This window comes from Ancylobacter aquaticus, assembly GCF_004339465.1.
GTDB lineage: Bacteria > Pseudomonadota > Alphaproteobacteria > Rhizobiales > Xanthobacteraceae > Ancylobacter > Ancylobacter aquaticus.
On record NZ_SMFY01000001.1, the window covers coordinates 1,486,540 to 1,500,638 of the forward strand.

Here is a 14,099-nt window from a genome sequence, read left to right on the forward strand (position 1 = left end):
AAAATCCTTGAGGTTTCCCGTTGAGATAATGGCCCCTGAGGGCAGCGGCAAGTGTTGTTGTGCTTCACGAAGTTTTGCCCGGCAGATCGCGGGCGCGTTGTCGCGCCGCCACAGGCTTTCGCTACAGCTGAGCTTGCGGCGGCCGGGCGACAGTCTCACGGCTGCCCCGCATTGCACACACCATTGCGACCAAGGGCGCTCGAAAAACCTTGTTATCGCTCCTGTTCAAGTCTATCTGTGGTCTTGTGGCCGTCGACGGAAGGAATACGTTTGGAAAAGACGTATTTGGACGTACAGTGGCAGCACGCAGGGCGCGCTTCGGTCTTGCACGAGATTTTTGCAAAATGAATTGAAGAATGAGCCATGAGCGATATCAACGACGCTGACAGCTATATCGAACTCGCCGCCGATATCGTCTCGGCGTATGTGAGCAATAATGCGGTCTCGACCAATGAACTTGTCACCCTCCTTGCAGATGTGCACGGCGCATTGCAGCGGGTCGACAAGGGTGAGGTCGAGGTGGTGGTGGAGCCGCTGAAGCCGGCCGTTCCGCCGAAGAAGTCGGTGACGCCCGATTACATCGTGTGTCTCGAAGATGGCAAGAAGTTCAAATCGCTGAAGCGGCACCTGCGCACGCAGTATGACCTCACCCCCGAGGCGTATCGCGAGAAGTGGGGCCTGCCGGCGGACTATCCCATGGTTGCGCCCAACTATGCCGCCGCGCGCTCGGCGCTGGCGAAGGAGATGGGCCTGGGCCAGCAGCGCCGGCGCACGCCCGCCGCCGGCTGAACACCGGCGCCCATAGTGGTGTCCGCAAACTGATTGAAAAGGCCGTCACCCCGGGTGGCGGCCTTTTTCGTGGCGCGCCGGCCGTGCCGGCAGGGGTGTCGCCTCAACCTCCGCCAGCAGCCGGCACAGCGCGGCATGGCGCGCCGCGTCATACCCCACGCCGGAGCCGGCCGCCCGCCGCTCGGCCCGCAGCAGGCGCTGCAATGTCGCGCCATGGCCGTCCGGCGGTCGCCCGAGAAAGGGCCGCAGTGCCGCCGCGCGCCCGGCAATAATGGCGTCGCGTTCCTCGCTGCGGGCGGCACGGATGCGGGGGCGGTGGGAAGTGGGGGGAGGGCTTCTCATGGTGAACCTCGCTGAACCGAGGCCAGTATCGGGCCGGCGAAGGCTGTGCGGATAAAAATCCTATCCTCGCGATTCCACGCACCCGCGATGGCGTCATTCGGCCACGATATCGCCGGCCTCAAAATAATGTTCTGTTTTTGTTCTTGCTGGGCGACGATTTCGTTAATAGGCTTAAATTCCTTTACCGGAGATGTCCTCATGCCTGATCCCCTCTCCCCATCCACCACGGTGCGGCCGACGGCCGAACCGTGCCTGATCGCCGCCCGGCTGGCCGCCGACGCCACGGCCATTCCCCTGCCGCTCGTGCTGCACCCCAGGCGGCTCGACCGCCGCTGCGCCTCGGCTCGCGCGCTGGCGATGTATCTCGCCCATGTCGGGCTGGGCCTGCCGATGAGCCGGGTGGCGATCGGTTTCGGCCGCCATCGCTCCACTGTCGCCCATGCCTGCCGGCGGATTGAGGAGCGCCGCGAGAGTGCCGGCTGGGACCGCTGGGTCGCGGCGCTGGAAGACGATGCACGGCGGCTGTCGCCCCCCGCCGGCGCCGAGGGAATCGTCGTGGGAGGAGCGCATGGCTGAGCGCCGCATCGACCATGTCGAGGTGGAGGTCGACGGCGTGCGCCGCGCCGTCGCCATTGATCTGGAGGAGAGCCCGCTCGGCTGGCTGGCGCGGCGGCGCGGGCGCGATGGCAGAAGCTTCATCGCGCCGGTGCAACTCATTGCCGGCGAGCGGCTGCGGGCCGATTTCACCCGCGCCGGCATGGCCCCGCGTCTGACCGCGAACTGGGACGCGGTGACGCGGGCGGACCGTTCCGGCGGGGTCGCCGGGCTCAACGCTTCCGAAGCCGTGCTCGCCGCCCGCCAGCGCGTGGGGAGGGCGCTGGAGGTGGCAGGGCCGGAATTCTCGGGCCTGCTGATGGATGTGTGCTGCTTCCTCAAGGGACTGGAGCAGGTGGAGCAGGAGCGCTGCTGGCCGGCCCGCACCGCCAAGGTGGTGCTGTCGCTGGGGCTGGACCGGCTGGCCCGGCATTATGGGCTGAGCGAGGCGGCGCATGGCCCGGCTCGCGCCCGTACCCGCGTCTGGAAGGCGCCGCCGGAAAGGACGGAGGACGGCTAGAGTGGAGCGTCTTCGAGTGCCGCCCGGGCGTCGGCGCGGATGCGCTCGACCATCGAGCGCAGGCCGTTGGAGCGCTGCGGGGTCAGATGGTCCTTGAGGCCGATGCGCGCGAACACGGCAGCGGGATCGGCCGCCAGGATGTCGCGGGCCGGGCTGTCCGAATAGAGAGCCAGCAGGATGGCGACGAGGCCGCGCACGATATGGGCGTCGGAATCGCCGTGAAAGGCAAGGCGGGGGGCTTCCGCGCCGCCGCTGGGCTCGCTCACCAGCCAGACCTGGCTGGCGCAGCCCTGCACCTTGGCCTGCTCGGTGCGGCGCTCCTCGGGGAAGGGCGGCAAGGCCCGGCCCAACTCGATGAGGTAGCGGTAGCGGTCGTCCCAATTGTCGAGGAGTTCGAAGTCCTCGATGATGCTGTCGATCTTTGATGTCATCGGCGCCTCTCCGGCCGCATATAGGGGCGCGGGGGAGCCAAGCGCAATGGCGGGCGTTGCGCTCGCGCGGCTCACGCGGGGCGTTTGGGCGGTAGCGGCACGCCGCCGGGGGTGGCCGGATGCACCGGGAGGGCGCCGGGCGGGTTCGCCGGGGCCGCTGCCGGCGTGGCACCGGCCGAGCCGGTGATGTCCGACGGCGCGCCCCCCGCGGGCGGGCGTGGGCCCTGCCAGGCGGGGCTGAGATCGTGGGTGGTCAGCGTGTCGCCGGCGCGCGAGCCGTCGGACCGGGCCGCCGCCTTCCGTTTCTCCTCGACAATCTGCTCGGAGAGATAGCTGAGAGCGAAGCGCGCGCCGGCCTCGGCCCGCTCGCCGATCAGCTCGATCAGGCTGCCGCCGATGGCGCAGGCCTGCGGCTGGCGGGTGCAGAAACCGCCGGCATCCGCCGCCGCCGCCGTGGCGGCCGAGAGCGCGTCCATCGCGCTGACCTTGGGCTCGCCGGTCTGCGCCGTGCTGCCCTGAGGCGCGTGCGTCGACGGCCCGCCGACCACCGCCGGCAGCAGCAGGAAGACGACGGTGAGCCAGAAACCGATGCGCAGCAGGAAGAACATGAGCGGTCTCGCGGAAGCCTGAAACGGGAGGATAGAGGCTGCGGGTTGCCCAAGCGGTTTCGAAAACCCGCAAAATCAGCCGATCGCGGAAAGGCGATGTTAAGCACGACGGCTGCTTTTAGGGTTCGCTTAAACCCGGCATGGCATGGTCATCCCGTCTTGCCGCCTGCGTCCCCCCGATTCGGATTCCAGAACACGGTTCCATGCCCCGTTCCTATGCCAGCGATCTTCTGGTGGACGATATCGATCTCGATGGCGAGCGCGTCGCGGGGCGCCCCTACCGTCATGGCCGGCGGCGCTCGGACCTGTTCATGCTGATTCTCGCCGGCGGTGCCTGCGCCGCCGTGCTGTTCAACGCGCTGGCGCTGCAACAGGGGCGCCCGGGTTCCCAAGGGCGCGGCGGTGCGCCGGCCTCGGCCCCGCCGGACATTCGCCAGGTCGACACCCCTCGCGCGGCGAGCAGCACACCGGCGGTGAGCCCGCCCGCGCCGCCGGCCGCCTCGATCGCCGTGCCGGCCCTGCTGCCGGAATTGCTGGCGACGCCTGCGGTGCCGACGCCGCTTCCACCGGCGAAGCCGGCCGCGCCGCGTGCCGCGGCCTCCGCTGCCGGCCCGACTGCCGCTACTGCGTCCGCGTCGACGGCCGAGAAGGCGGTCGCGCCCCCCGCTGGGCTACTGCCGCCGGGCGACGTTCCGGTGTCGCCGCGTGTCATGGAAATCCAGAAGGCGCTGGCGCGCCTCGGCTACGGCCCCATTCGCATCGACGGCGTCTTCGGGGCGGCGACGGAGGAGGCGATCCAGCGCTTCGAGCGCGACCGCCGCCTGCCGATAACGGGGCAGATGTCGGAGCGGGTGGTCCGCGAACTCGCCGCTGTCTCGGGCTTCACTATACGGTAGGGCAGCATGCGGCTGAAAAGCGGGATCTTCGTTTCCGCCCTGCTGCGCCGGGCCAATGGTGCCGGCGCGTTCGCCGCCGTGCGCCGGCGCGGCGCGGAGGAGGCCGGTGCGGTTTTCGTGATCGTGGCGACGCAGGACGGCAAGGCGGCGCTGTATGGCCCGGCATTGCCCTCGCTGGACGGCGCGCCTCGGGATGAGGGCATGCGGCTGTTCGCCCCGCTGGTGCCGGCGGGCAGCCCCGAGAGCGAGGCCGAGGCGCGGATGGCGCGCGAGACGCGCTACGATTCCGATCTCTGGCTGGTCGAGATCGAGGACCGCGCCGGGCGGTGCTTTCTCGATCTGGCGCCGGAGTGATCCGCGCCGCTCAGCCCTTGTGCTGGCGGCTGTCGGTCGCTGCCGGAACCGCCGGGGCCGCATAGGCCGTGTTGAAGCTGCGCATGGAGGGGGCGTCTTCCGCCCGCTCGCGGACCTGCCGCCGGCCGCCCCGCCACGAGGCGACCAGATGCTGGGCGCTGGCGAGGGGAAGCGCGTCGAACATTTCCGCCAGCCGCGCCATGTCCCCGGCCGAGCGGCCGGCGACCGGATGGAGCCGGAACAGCACGCGCGAGAGAATGGCGAAGGACAGGCCCAGCGCGCGGGCGACCACCGCCAGCGCCTGGCCGGTATCGTCAGCGATGATGCGGGCGGCATTCTCGGGCGTGACCCCCAGCGCGCGCTCCATCAGCGTGGCAAGCTCCCCCGTGCCCTTCGCCTTAGCGGCGTCCAGGAGGGCGTCGATGAAGCTCGCCGGCGGTGCCCCCACGCGCTCGGAAAGCGGCAGCGGCGGCAGGGTGACGAGGCGGGCGATGAGGCTGGCACGCTCCTCCGGCCCGGCGAGGAAGAAATCAGGGACGGCGGGCGGTGCAGTTTCGGGCGGCGCTGTCGCGGCCGGCGCGGCTGCCAGATCGGCCGGGGGCGCATCGGTGACCGAAGGCGCCCGCGGCGCGGCCGCTTCCGCTGGGGGAGCTGCCGGCGTGGTCGCGGCGCCGCGGCGATGGGTGATCTCGGCGAGGCGCTTGGCGAGGGCCGGCGTCACCTCTCGGCGGGTGGCCATGGCGGCGAGGTGGGCGGGGCCCGCCTGTTCGGCCAGCTCCGTCAGGTCCTTTTCATCGAGCACCGGCGAGAGTCGCAGGATCGGGCCGGCCAGCGCCAGCGGCCCGGCGGCAAGATGGCGGGCGAGCGCGCGCGGCAGCGCCGGGTGCGGCGCCAGTTCGCGCACATAGCGCGCCGCCACGCCCGCGTCGACGCCCTCAATCAGGCGGACGGCGAGGGTGGTGAAGCGGGCCTCGGCTGCCTCGCCGAGAACCGGCTGCCTCAGGAATTCGTGCACCAGAAGCCGCAGCATGGCCGGGCGGGTGTCCTGATACGAACGCCGCGCCGTGTCGTTCGGGTCGATGGGGCCGGAACCGGAATGGGGAGGCATGGAGGCGGACACAACTCGCGATTGGCACGTCGCGCCGCCCGGGCGGGAGCGCGAAACCAAGCTAGCGCTCGAACGTTATAAAGCCGTTAACCATGGTTGGACCGTAGTGGGCCACTGCTGTTTGGCGGGACTTTGGAGGGCGCGATGGGTGCCTTAGTGCCGTTTCCGACATCGAGACTCCAGAACGAACCTGCGGGCGTGCGCATGCCGTCCGGCGGCTCGGCCAAGGTGATCATTCTCCCCGTTGTGCAGTATGTGCGACCGGGCGAGGCGGCATCGGCGGCTGCGGCGAGCGCGGTCCACGATTGGCGGAAGCCTGTTGGTTCCACCTGATCGGGAAGGGCTGGGGGTGCGCGGGGCCGGCCGTCAGGTGGCGGGCGCGCAGTTCGCCAGTTGCATCCGCGCGCGAACCTCGTCGCGGGCGCTGCGTTCGCGCACCAGCGCCCGTATCAGCACAATGCCTTCATCGCTGGGGGATTCGACGATCAGCCGGTCGGCCGCCGTCACTTCGTCGTCCTCCGGCAGGGCCGCGCGCTGCTTGGCGTTCATCAGGTCGAGCTCGATGATGGAGCGCCCCGCCGAACGGTCGTTGATGGCGTAGAAGGGCAGGCCGTGGCGGGTGTAGAACGACACCGAGGTGTAGTCCTCCGTCGTCGGCACGCGCACCTTGAGCGGGCCGGCGGCGAGATCGTACAGGCACACTGCCGAGATGAACGCCGGGTCGGTGGCAGGCAGCACTGCGCCGACGTCGGAAGGGTCATCGATGGGCACCACCTCATTGGGCACGGCCACCGCCGCCAGCCGCGCATAGGCGTCCTGTTCGGCGAGGTAGGGCAGAACCAGCACGGCGGCCAGATGCACGATGAGGCCGAGCACGATGCCGGCGAGGGCGGTGAGGACGAAACGGCTCATCGACGCGCCCTCATGAGCTGCGCTCCCAGGAGCAATGCTCGGTAAGGATGCGGGGCATTTCCGGGGCGTCGCTGGTGCGGTTGGCGAGGCCGACCGCCGTATCATAAAGGCGGAAGGTGAGGACGATGCGGTCGCGGGCGCCGGTGGGCAACCAGTTTCCGGCACGTGCGCGCGGGCCCAGCGCCACGTCGAGCGTGCTGTTGCGGTTCCACACCACTTCGGTGCTGGTGAAGCCGGTGCGCGCGGCGGCGTTGTCGATCAGTCGGCCCTGGGCGTCGGTCAGGGTCAGGGTCCAGAAGCGGGCCTGCGGCAGGCTGCCGGACACCCGGATGTCGCAGCGCCCGTCGAGCGGGCGGCCGGCCGAATCGGTGGCGGCGACGAAGGCAATTCCGTCCGCCAGCTCCAGCGGCAGTTCGCCAGCGCGGGCAAGGGCGGCGCGGGCATAGGGATCGGCCGTCTCGGTGCCGGCGCGCGGCCAGGTCTCCCACGGTCCGGAACGCACCAGGCCCGGCCCGTACCCCTTCACCGTAGTGATCCAGGTGAGGCCGAGCCCGAGGGCGGCGCCGATGGCCAGGGTCAGGAGGAAGAGCAGGGAGCGCACGGGCAGAAGCTATCCGATGGAGCAGGCGCCTCATGGATGGGCGCTCGCGGGGGGAAGGTCAATCGCGGCAGTAGGAACGCAGTAGCTGAATCGCGAGGAGTCAGTTGCTTCCGACAAGGCTGGTGCCGGGCGAGGGGGCGATGCCGGCGGTGGGCCGGCGCAGGGGCGAGGACGCGGCCTCTCGCAGGCGAGCCGACAGGCCCATCAACCGTTCCGCCGACGCCGGCGAGAGCGTGACCGGGCGCTGGACGCCTTCGATCTGGAGAGCCGAGGCCTGTGCCGCCGCACCGTCGAGCACCGGCGCAGACTGGTTGCCGAGGCCCGGCGTGGGCTTCAGCTCGATACCCTGATGAGCAAACGCCATCACCTTCTGCCACGTCATTGCCGGCAGGGAGCCGCCGGTCATCTTGCGCGTCGACTGGTAGTCGTCATTGCCGAACCAGACCGCCCCCACGTAATTGCCGGTGAAACCGACGAACCAGGCGTCGCGATAGGCATTGGTGGTTCCCGTCTTGCCGGAGACCTTGGTGCCCGGGATCATGGCGCGCCGGCCGGTGCCCTTTTCCACCACGCTGTTGAGCATCGGGTTGATCATGGCGATGATGTCCGGCGGGATCAGTTCTTTCGGCTTGGGCCCGTTCTGGGCGAAGCTCCAGACCGGCTCGCCATTGGGCGTGCGCATGTCGACCACCGCGTGCGGATCGACCGAATAGCCGCCGCTGGCAAAGACCGAATAGGCGGTCGCCATGTCCACCACCGTTACCTCGGCGGCGCCGAGCGGCAGGGCGCGGGTAATCTTGAGCTCGGTCTTCAGGCCCATCGCATGGGCGAGGTCGACGATGCGGCCGCGCCCGATATTCTCTGCCAGCTTGACCGCCACCGTGTTCAGCGAGCGGGTGAGGGCGTTGATCAGGGTGATCGAACCGGCATAGGAGCGGCCGTAATTCTGCGGGCACCAATTGCCGATGCAGATCGGCCCGTCGACGACGATGGTGCTGGGCTTGTATTTCCCCGTCATCAGCGCCGCCGTGTAGACGAAGGGCTTGAAGGACGAGCCGGGCTGGCGCAGCGCGTCGGTGGCGCGGTTGAACTGGCTCTCGCCATAGTCTCGCCCGCCGACCATGGCGCGCACCGAGCCGTTAGGTTCCATCACCACCATGGCCGATTGCTTGGCGCCGTAGTCCTTGCCGAACTGGCGCAGGCTGTCGCGGATGGCGGTGTCGGCCGCCTTCTGGATGTTGGGGTCGAGCGCGGTGCGGACGATGAAGGAGCGCTCGGCATAACTTCTGGGCAGGCCTTCGACGATCTGCTTCACCTGATCGAAGGCGTAGTCGAGATAATATTCCGGCAGGTCGTCCTGCTTGCGGTCCACCGGGGTGGCCGGGTTGCGGCGGGCGCCGAAGACCTGGCCCTCGGTGAGGAAGCCGGCATCGACCAGATTGTCGAGCACCACGCTGGCGCGCCCGCGCGCCGCCGGCAGGTTGATATGCGGGGCGAATTTCGAGGGCGCCTTGAACAGGCCTGCCAGCATCGCCGCCTCCGCCAGATTCACGTCGCGGGCGGACTTGCCGAAATAATACTGCGACGCCGCGTCCACGCCGAAAGCGCCGCCGCCCATATAGGCGCGGTCGAGATAGAGCTTCAGGATCTGGTTCTTGGTGAGGTGGAATTCCAGCCACAGCGCCAGGAAGGCTTCCTTGATCTTGCGCTCCAGCGTGCGCTCGTTGGAGAGGAACAGGTTCTTTGCCAACTGCTGGGTGAGCGAGGAGCCGCCCTGAACCACGCCGCCAGCGCGCGCATTGGACAGCACGGCGCGGAAGGTGCCGGGAATGTCGATGCCGAAATGCTCGTAGAAGCGCCGGTCTTCGGTGGCCAGCACGGCCTTGATGAGGTGGTCGGGGAATTCCTCCAGCGGCACCGTGTCGTTATGGCGGATGCCGCGCTCGCCGATGGTGTTGCCGTAGCGGTCGAGGAAGGTGACGGACAACTCGGCGCGTTTCAGCCAGTCGTCCGAGGTTTCCTGGAAGGCGGGCACCGCCAGCGCCAGCATCAGCACCGCGCCGACCGCCCCCCAGGTCATGGCCTCGGAGGCCAGCGAGATGGCGCGGCGGGCGGGGCCCTGCACGTTGAAGCGCTCGGTGAAGGCGACGAAGCCGCCCCAAGTGGAGCGGAGGGTGACGCCGCCGGAATAGATCGATGAGTCGATCCATGAATCGACGCCCAGCAGGACATGGCGAAGCCGCCGGCGGAAACGCGACGGCGGGTGCCCGCCCTCGGGCGTCGGCAGCGGGGAATCAGCGTGCGGCGTCTCGTTCAAGCCCGTGCTCCAGAGGCGCTTGGCAGGCCCCATCTGCTCTTATAACCGAGCCCTTGCCGCGCGACGAGGGCGGTATCAAGGCTCGCCATGGCGCGGATGCGACGCTATCTAAGGAGTGATTGCCGGTTCGTGAAGAGCGGACCGCCACCTGATGGCCAGCCGGAAACCCGAGAGCGATGCACGACCCTTCGACCGCCCCCGCAGCGGCGCCGTTCTGGCGCACCAAGACGCTGGAGGAGATGGATTCCGCCGAGTGGGAGAGCCTGTGCGACGGCTGCGGGCGCTGCTGCCTCGTCAAGCTGCAGGACGAGGACACCGAGGCCATCGCCTATACCGACATCGGCTGCCAGTTGCTGGACGATTTCAACTGCCGCTGCCGTAACTACCCCGACCGGCAGGCGCAGGTGCCCGACTGCGTGCGGCTGACGCCTGAGACGGTGCGGGCGCTGAACTGGCTGCCGCCCTCCTGCGGCTACCGGCTGGTGGAAGAGGGGCGCGATCTCTACTGGTGGCACCATCTTGTCTCGGGCGACCGCGAAACCGTCCATGCGGCGGGCGTCTCGGTGCGCGGCAAGGTGGCGGCGCTGGAGGACGAGCTGCCGCTGGAGGACTATGTCGACCACATGGTCCGCTGGCCGCTCCGCCTGCCGCGCGGCGCGGTGCGCAAGGTGGCGAAGGGGTAGGGGCGAGGAATGCAGGTTCTTCGGGCTGAAAACCAGAAGGCAGAGAGCGCGCTATTCCGTAGCGGCCGAAATTAAAAGCGGCCGAAACTAAAGTTCCGCAAGAGCCGAGCGATCAGCGGTGCGTTGGTGGCTTACCCTATTGGAAGCTATTTCCATACTCCGCGACACAAGCCCCGTGGATGGGGTGGACGCCTGCGGCGGATTTTACCCTGGGTCCCGGCGCTTCGCCTCGCCTGCGGCTCCGCTTGGCCGGGACACGGTGACCCGGCCGCTCCCCCTCACAGAGCCAGCACGCTCCGGTCGACCTGCTCGATGTCGCGCGTGCCGGTGAGGGCCATGGAGACGTCGAGTTCCTTGCGGATGATCTCGATGGCCTGCGCCACGCCGGCCTGGCCGCCAGCGGCGAGCGACCACAGGAAGGCCTTGCCCATCATGCAGCCCCGGGCGCCCAGGGCGCGCGCCTTGAGGATGTCCTGACCGGACTGGACGCCGCCATCGAACCAGATCTCGCTTTTGCCGCCGCCAATGGCCTCGACGATCTTCGGCAGGGCGGAGATCGAGGAGACGGCGCCGTCGAGCTGGCGGCCGCCATGGTTGGAGACGACGATGGCGTCGGCGCCGGTCTCCGCCGCGATCCTTGCGTCCTCGACATCGAGAATGCCCTTGAGGATGAGCTTGCCCGGCCACAGCGAACGCACCCATTCCACATCCTTCCACGACAAGGACGGGTCGAACTGGCCGGCGATCCAGTGGGACAGGGTGGTGAGGCTGTCGGCGCCCGGCACCCTATCGGCGAGGTTGCCGAAGGAATGGCGCTTGCCCATCAGCACGCTGGCGACCCAGCGCGGCTTGGTGGCGATGTCGAGCGCGTTGGCGAGGGTGAGCCTGGGCGGCACGGCGAGGCCGTTCTTGATGTCGTTGTGGCGCTGGCCCTGAATCTGCAGATCGAGCGTCAGCACGAGGGCCGAGCACTTCGCCGCCTTGGCGCGCTCGATCAGCGAGGCCGAGAAAGCGCGGTCGCGCATCACATAGAGCTGGAACCAGAACGGCTTGTCGACCGCGCCGGCGACATCCTCGATCGAGCAGATCGACATGGTGGAAAGGGTGAAGGGAATGCCGGCGGCCTGCGCGGCGCGGCAGCCATGGATTTCGCCGTCGCCATGGAAGAGGCCCGTCAGCCCCGTGGGGGCGATGGCCAGCGGCAGGGCGACCTTCTCGCCGATCATGGTGGTGGCGGTCGAACGGTCGGACACGTCGATCATCACCCGCTGGCGCAGCCCGATGGCGGCGAGGTCCGCCTTGTTGGCCGCGAGCGTGGTTTCGTCATAGGAACCGCGATCGGCATAATGGAAGATGGCGCGCGGCACCTTGCGCTCCGCGATGGCGCGCAGATCCTGGATGTTGGTCACGGTGGCCATTGGCGTTTCTCCCCGGCTTCTCTTCCGGGCAGGCTGATACGCCTCCTCCGGCCGACGTCAATGATATGCAGGCCCTATCGACGGCCGCGCCTCCGGCGGGAAGGCGAGGGCCGTCTCTCGGCCTTTCTGGTAAAATTTAATTACCATGCAAGTCAATGGTCCGCCGGGATGCGCGCGGGCGGGTGGCGATGTAGTCTCACGCGGTGAACACGACAGAAGAAGAAAATGGGGAGTGGCCGACGTGGAACGCTTGCGCGCACCAAAGCTGGCGGAGGCGATCGCCGAGCATATCGAGCGGCTGATCCTGGAGGGCGTGCTGCGCCCCGGCGAGAAACTGGCCAGCGAGCGCGATCTCGCCGAGCGGCTCGACGTGTCGCGCCCCTCGCTGCGCGACGCGCTGGCGCTGCTGGAACAGCGGGGCCTGCTGGCAACCGGCCGCGAGGGAACCCGTGTCACCGAGTTCCTCGCCGGGCTGACCGACCCGCTCGCCGGGCTGCTGCAATCCAACGAGCAGGTGACGGCGGATTATTTCGAGTACCGCACGGCCGTGGAGCGCCTGGCCGCCGGGCTGGCGGCGGTGCGGGCGACGGCGCCGGAGCGGCAGGCGATCCGCGACTGCCTGGCCGAAATGGCGGCCGCCCACGAGGTGCAGAACGCCACCCGCGAGGCCGAGGCCGACATCGTACTGCACCGGCTGATCTACGCCGCCTCGCATAATCTGGTCATCCTGCATGTGATGCGGGCCTTTTCCGAGATGCTGCGGCGGGACATTTTCTTCAACCGCACCAGCCTGTTCACCAACGCCGAATTCCGCGAGGCACTGCTGGTGCAGCACAGGGCGATCGGCGAGGCGGTGGTGGCTGCCGACCCGGAGGCGGCCGAGACGGCGGCCTTCGAGCACCTGAAATTCACCGGCGAGACGGTGGCGCGCACCCATCGCGACGCCGCCCGGGCCGACCTCGCCGTGCGCCGTCTCAACCGCTCGACGCTGCTTTCGGGGTAACGCAATCCAGGGCGGGGATGACGGCCAAGGCGTCAGGCGCCCGGATGCTCGGCCACCGCCTCGGCGCGGCCGATGCGGATGACGCCGAGCACCAGCGCGCAGCCCATACCAATGACCGCGCCGCCGGCGATCTGCGGCAGTGTCAGCGGCTCGTCCAGCAGCAGCGTGCCGATGGTGACCGCGACGCCGGTGACCCCGAATTCGACGCTGATGGCGCGGGTGGGGCCGATGGAGGCGATCAGCCGGTAGAAGATCACATAGGTGATGGCGCTCATCAGCACGCCGGCGACGAGCAGCGCGCCGACATCCAGCGGCCCCGGCATGGCCGGCACCGGCACGAAGGGGAGAAGCGGCAAGGTGAGAAGGCCGCCGAACAGGAAGGCGCCGATGGTGATTTCCCACGAGCCCGCCTTGGCCAGCCGCCTTCCGGCATAGACGCTGCCGAACGCAGCGGAGAGGGTCGAGCCGAGCGTGGCGGCGCAGCCGATCAGGAAATCCTGCGTCACCGGCTGGGCGGGAAAACCCACCAGCAGCACGATTCCGGCGGCCCCCAGCCCAATGCCGACGAGGCCGCCGAGCCGGATCGGCTCGACCCGCCACAGCGCCGCGATCAGCATGGTGAACAGCGGGATGGTGGCGACGAGGATCGCCGACATGGCGGTGCCGATCTGCGGCAACCCATAGGACAACAGCCCGAGCTGCAGCGCGACCGTGGTGGCTCCGACCACGAAGAGCGGAAAGATGCCGAAGGAGAAATCCAGCCGGCGGCCGATAGCGCGGGCGACCAGCAGAAGTGTCGCCGCCGCGATGAACGAGCGCAAGGCGACCGCGCCAACCCAGCCGAAGGCGTGGATGTTGTGGTCCATCACCACGAAGGACGCCCCCCAGACGAGCGCCAGGAAAGCGTAGGAGACCAGATCCCGGGACTTCATGAACCGCACCGCGACAGACAGACGCGGCTCATGCGGCCGGTTCGCGGGCGGAAATTAGATGGTCGCGGGCGGCTGTCAATCTGTTTGAAAATGGGATAAGGGAAACGCCATGAAAGTCACCGACACCTATCAAGACCGCCAGAAGACCGCCGCCGAAGCCAAGGCCCGCTTGCTGGAGAAGCTCGCCGCCCGTCCCGGCCCGGACGACCCGGCGATGATCGCCAAGGCCGCCGAGCGCAAGGCCGCCGCCGAGGCGCGCCAGATCGCCAACGAAGCCAAGCAGGCGGCCAAGATCGCCCGCAAGGAGGCCGAGGCCGCCGCCGCGATCGCCGCCGCCGAGGCCGCCGCCGCCGAGGCCATCGCCGCGGCCGAGGCCGAGGCTGCCGCCAAGGCCGCCGCCATCGAGCAGGCCGCCGCTGCCGAGGCCGACGCCAAGGCCCGCCGCGACGAGCGCTACGCCGCCCGCAAGCAGCGCGCCGGCCGCTGACGGCCCGACCGCGACATTCGGTTTTCCGATGTCGCGGCCCCGTTGGCCCGCATAGCATTGAGCGGGTGGAATCACCTGTTCGGTGGAAGGTCTCCGAAACCGGC

The 14,099-nt window shown here is 69.0% G+C and carries 17 protein-coding genes; 8 read left to right on the plus strand and 9 right to left on the minus strand.

Going from position 1 to position 14,099, the window contains the following annotated elements; translation table 11 throughout:
* Positions 1-363 precede the first annotated feature (363 nt).
* Positions 364-789: a Ros/MucR family transcriptional regulator gene (locus EV667_RS06790; protein ID WP_131834490.1), complete on the plus strand. Its 426-nt coding sequence runs from the start codon at positions 364-366 to the stop codon at positions 787-789.
* A gap of 45 nt (positions 790-834) precedes the next feature.
* Here EV667_RS06790 and EV667_RS06795 read toward each other — a convergent pair whose 3' ends face one another.
* Positions 835-1,131 (minus strand): hypothetical protein, encoded by a 297-nt coding sequence (locus EV667_RS06795; protein WP_131834491.1) that lies wholly within the window; start codon positions 1,129-1,131, stop codon positions 835-837.
* A 198-nt stretch (positions 1,132-1,329) separates the two neighbouring features.
* Here EV667_RS06795 and EV667_RS06800 point away from each other — a divergent pair, with 198 nt between their 5' ends.
* Together EV667_RS06800 and EV667_RS06805 are read left to right on the plus strand one after the other, a co-directional pair.
* The gene (locus EV667_RS06800; RefSeq protein ID WP_131834492.1) at positions 1,330-1,707 is read left to right on the plus strand and encodes a helix-turn-helix domain-containing protein; all 378 of its coding nucleotides are present in this window, start codon (positions 1,330-1,332) and stop codon (positions 1,705-1,707) included.
* The gene (locus EV667_RS06805) at positions 1,700-2,245 is read left to right on the plus strand and encodes a DUF6456 domain-containing protein (protein ID WP_131834493.1); all 546 of its coding nucleotides are present in this window, start codon (positions 1,700-1,702) and stop codon (positions 2,243-2,245) included. Before EV667_RS06800 ends, EV667_RS06805 begins: the two co-directional genes overlap by 8 nt.
* Here the strand turns inward: EV667_RS06805 and EV667_RS06810 are convergent.
* Together EV667_RS06810 and EV667_RS06815 are read right to left on the minus strand one after the other, a co-directional pair.
* Positions 2,242-2,676: a SufE family protein gene (locus tag EV667_RS06810; protein ID WP_131834494.1), complete on the minus strand. Its 435-nt coding sequence runs from the start codon at positions 2,674-2,676 to the stop codon at positions 2,242-2,244. The two genes, EV667_RS06805 and EV667_RS06810, sit on opposite strands and share 4 nt — an antisense overlap.
* A gap of 71 nt (positions 2,677-2,747) precedes the next feature.
* Positions 2,748-3,284 carry a DUF5330 domain-containing protein gene (locus tag EV667_RS06815; RefSeq protein ID WP_131834495.1) on the minus strand — a complete coding sequence of 179 codons (537 nt, stop codon included), beginning with the start codon at positions 3,282-3,284 and terminating at the stop codon, positions 2,748-2,750.
* Positions 3,285-3,487: 203 nt separating this feature from the next.
* On the opposite strand from EV667_RS06815, the gene EV667_RS06820 reads away from it, so the two are divergent.
* Entirely contained in the window at positions 3,488-4,180 is a 693-nt protein-coding gene (locus EV667_RS06820; RefSeq protein ID WP_131834496.1) for a peptidoglycan-binding domain-containing protein, read from the plus strand.
* Positions 4,181-4,186: 6 nt separating this feature from the next.
* Positions 4,187-4,534 carry a DUF1491 family protein gene (locus tag EV667_RS06825; protein WP_131834497.1) on the plus strand — a complete coding sequence of 116 codons (348 nt, stop codon included), beginning with the start codon at positions 4,187-4,189 and terminating at the stop codon, positions 4,532-4,534.
* A 10-nt stretch (positions 4,535-4,544) separates the two neighbouring features.
* Here the strand turns inward: EV667_RS06825 and EV667_RS06830 are convergent, their stop codons facing one another.
* The 4 genes from EV667_RS06830 to EV667_RS06850 form a co-directional block, all read right to left on the minus strand.
* Positions 4,545-5,642, minus strand: coding sequence for a DUF2336 domain-containing protein (locus EV667_RS06830; protein ID WP_131834498.1), 1,098 nt, complete (start codon positions 5,640-5,642; stop codon positions 4,545-4,547).
* 366 nt (positions 5,643-6,008) lie between these two features.
* On the minus strand, positions 6,009-6,554 hold the full coding sequence (locus tag EV667_RS06840) for a DUF1254 domain-containing protein (protein WP_131834500.1): 546 nt from the start codon (positions 6,552-6,554) through the stop codon (positions 6,009-6,011).
* A gap of 10 nt (positions 6,555-6,564) precedes the next feature.
* A complete protein-coding gene (locus EV667_RS06845) occupies positions 6,565-7,155 on the minus strand; it encodes a DUF1214 domain-containing protein (protein ID WP_131834501.1) in 591 nt (196 codons plus the stop codon).
* Positions 7,156-7,255: 100 nt separating this feature from the next.
* A complete protein-coding gene (locus EV667_RS06850) occupies positions 7,256-9,472 on the minus strand; it encodes a transglycosylase domain-containing protein (RefSeq protein ID WP_245516011.1) in 2,217 nt (738 codons plus the stop codon).
* 176 nt (positions 9,473-9,648) lie between these two features.
* Here EV667_RS06850 and EV667_RS06855 point away from each other — a divergent pair, with 176 nt between their 5' ends.
* Entirely contained in the window at positions 9,649-10,155 is a 507-nt protein-coding gene (locus tag EV667_RS06855) for a YcgN family cysteine cluster protein (RefSeq protein WP_131834502.1), read from the plus strand.
* 278 nt (positions 10,156-10,433) lie between these two features.
* On the opposite strand, the gene EV667_RS06860 is transcribed toward EV667_RS06855, so the two are convergent.
* On the minus strand, positions 10,434-11,573 hold the full coding sequence (locus EV667_RS06860; protein ID WP_131834503.1) for an alpha-hydroxy acid oxidase: 1,140 nt from the start codon (positions 11,571-11,573) through the stop codon (positions 10,434-10,436).
* Between the two features lie 241 nt (positions 11,574-11,814).
* Here EV667_RS06860 and EV667_RS06865 point away from each other — a divergent pair, with 241 nt between their 5' ends.
* Positions 11,815-12,576 (plus strand): FCD domain-containing protein, encoded by a 762-nt coding sequence (locus EV667_RS06865; protein ID WP_245516012.1) that lies wholly within the window; start codon positions 11,815-11,817, stop codon positions 12,574-12,576.
* A 32-nt stretch (positions 12,577-12,608) separates the two neighbouring features.
* Here the strand turns inward: EV667_RS06865 and EV667_RS06870 are convergent, their stop codons facing one another.
* The gene (locus EV667_RS06870; protein WP_131834505.1) at positions 12,609-13,508 is read right to left on the minus strand and encodes a DMT family transporter; all 900 of its coding nucleotides are present in this window, start codon (positions 13,506-13,508) and stop codon (positions 12,609-12,611) included.
* A 109-nt stretch (positions 13,509-13,617) separates the two neighbouring features.
* On the opposite strand from EV667_RS06870, the gene EV667_RS06875 reads away from it, so the two are divergent.
* On the plus strand, positions 13,618-13,995 hold the full coding sequence (locus EV667_RS06875) for a DUF6481 family protein (protein ID WP_131834506.1): 378 nt from the start codon (positions 13,618-13,620) through the stop codon (positions 13,993-13,995).
* Positions 13,996-14,099 lie beyond the last annotated feature (104 nt).

What these genes read in the sequence shown, in the direction of transcription:
- EV667_RS06790 (WP_131834490.1), top strand. Translation starts at nt 364, where the DNA reads ATGAGCGATATCAACGACGCTGACAGCTATATCGAACTCGCCGCCGAT.
- EV667_RS06795 (WP_131834491.1), bottom strand. Translation starts at nt 1,131, where the DNA reads ATGAGAAGCCCTCCCCCCACTTCCCACCGCCCCCGCATCCGTGCCGCC.
- EV667_RS06800 (WP_131834492.1), top strand. Translation starts at nt 1,330, where the DNA reads ATGCCTGATCCCCTCTCCCCATCCACCACGGTGCGGCCGACGGCCGAA.
- EV667_RS06805 (WP_131834493.1), top strand. Translation starts at nt 1,700, where the DNA reads ATGGCTGAGCGCCGCATCGACCATGTCGAGGTGGAGGTCGACGGCGTG.
- EV667_RS06810 (WP_131834494.1), bottom strand. Translation starts at nt 2,676, where the DNA reads ATGACATCAAAGATCGACAGCATCATCGAGGACTTCGAACTCCTCGAC.
- EV667_RS06815 (WP_131834495.1), bottom strand. Translation starts at nt 3,284, where the DNA reads ATGTTCTTCCTGCTGCGCATCGGTTTCTGGCTCACCGTCGTCTTCCTG.
- EV667_RS06820 (WP_131834496.1), top strand. Translation starts at nt 3,488, where the DNA reads ATGCCCCGTTCCTATGCCAGCGATCTTCTGGTGGACGATATCGATCTC.
- EV667_RS06825 (WP_131834497.1), top strand. Translation starts at nt 4,187, where the DNA reads ATGCGGCTGAAAAGCGGGATCTTCGTTTCCGCCCTGCTGCGCCGGGCC.
- EV667_RS06830 (WP_131834498.1), bottom strand. Translation starts at nt 5,642, where the DNA reads ATGCCTCCCCATTCCGGTTCCGGCCCCATCGACCCGAACGACACGGCG.
- EV667_RS06840 (WP_131834500.1), bottom strand. Translation starts at nt 6,554, where the DNA reads ATGAGCCGTTTCGTCCTCACCGCCCTCGCCGGCATCGTGCTCGGCCTC.
- EV667_RS06855 (WP_131834502.1), top strand. Translation starts at nt 9,649, where the DNA reads ATGCACGACCCTTCGACCGCCCCCGCAGCGGCGCCGTTCTGGCGCACC.
- EV667_RS06860 (WP_131834503.1), bottom strand. Translation starts at nt 11,573, where the DNA reads ATGGCCACCGTGACCAACATCCAGGATCTGCGCGCCATCGCGGAGCGC.
- EV667_RS06870 (WP_131834505.1), bottom strand. Translation starts at nt 13,508, where the DNA reads ATGAAGTCCCGGGATCTGGTCTCCTACGCTTTCCTGGCGCTCGTCTGG.
- EV667_RS06875 (WP_131834506.1), top strand. Translation starts at nt 13,618, where the DNA reads ATGAAAGTCACCGACACCTATCAAGACCGCCAGAAGACCGCCGCCGAA.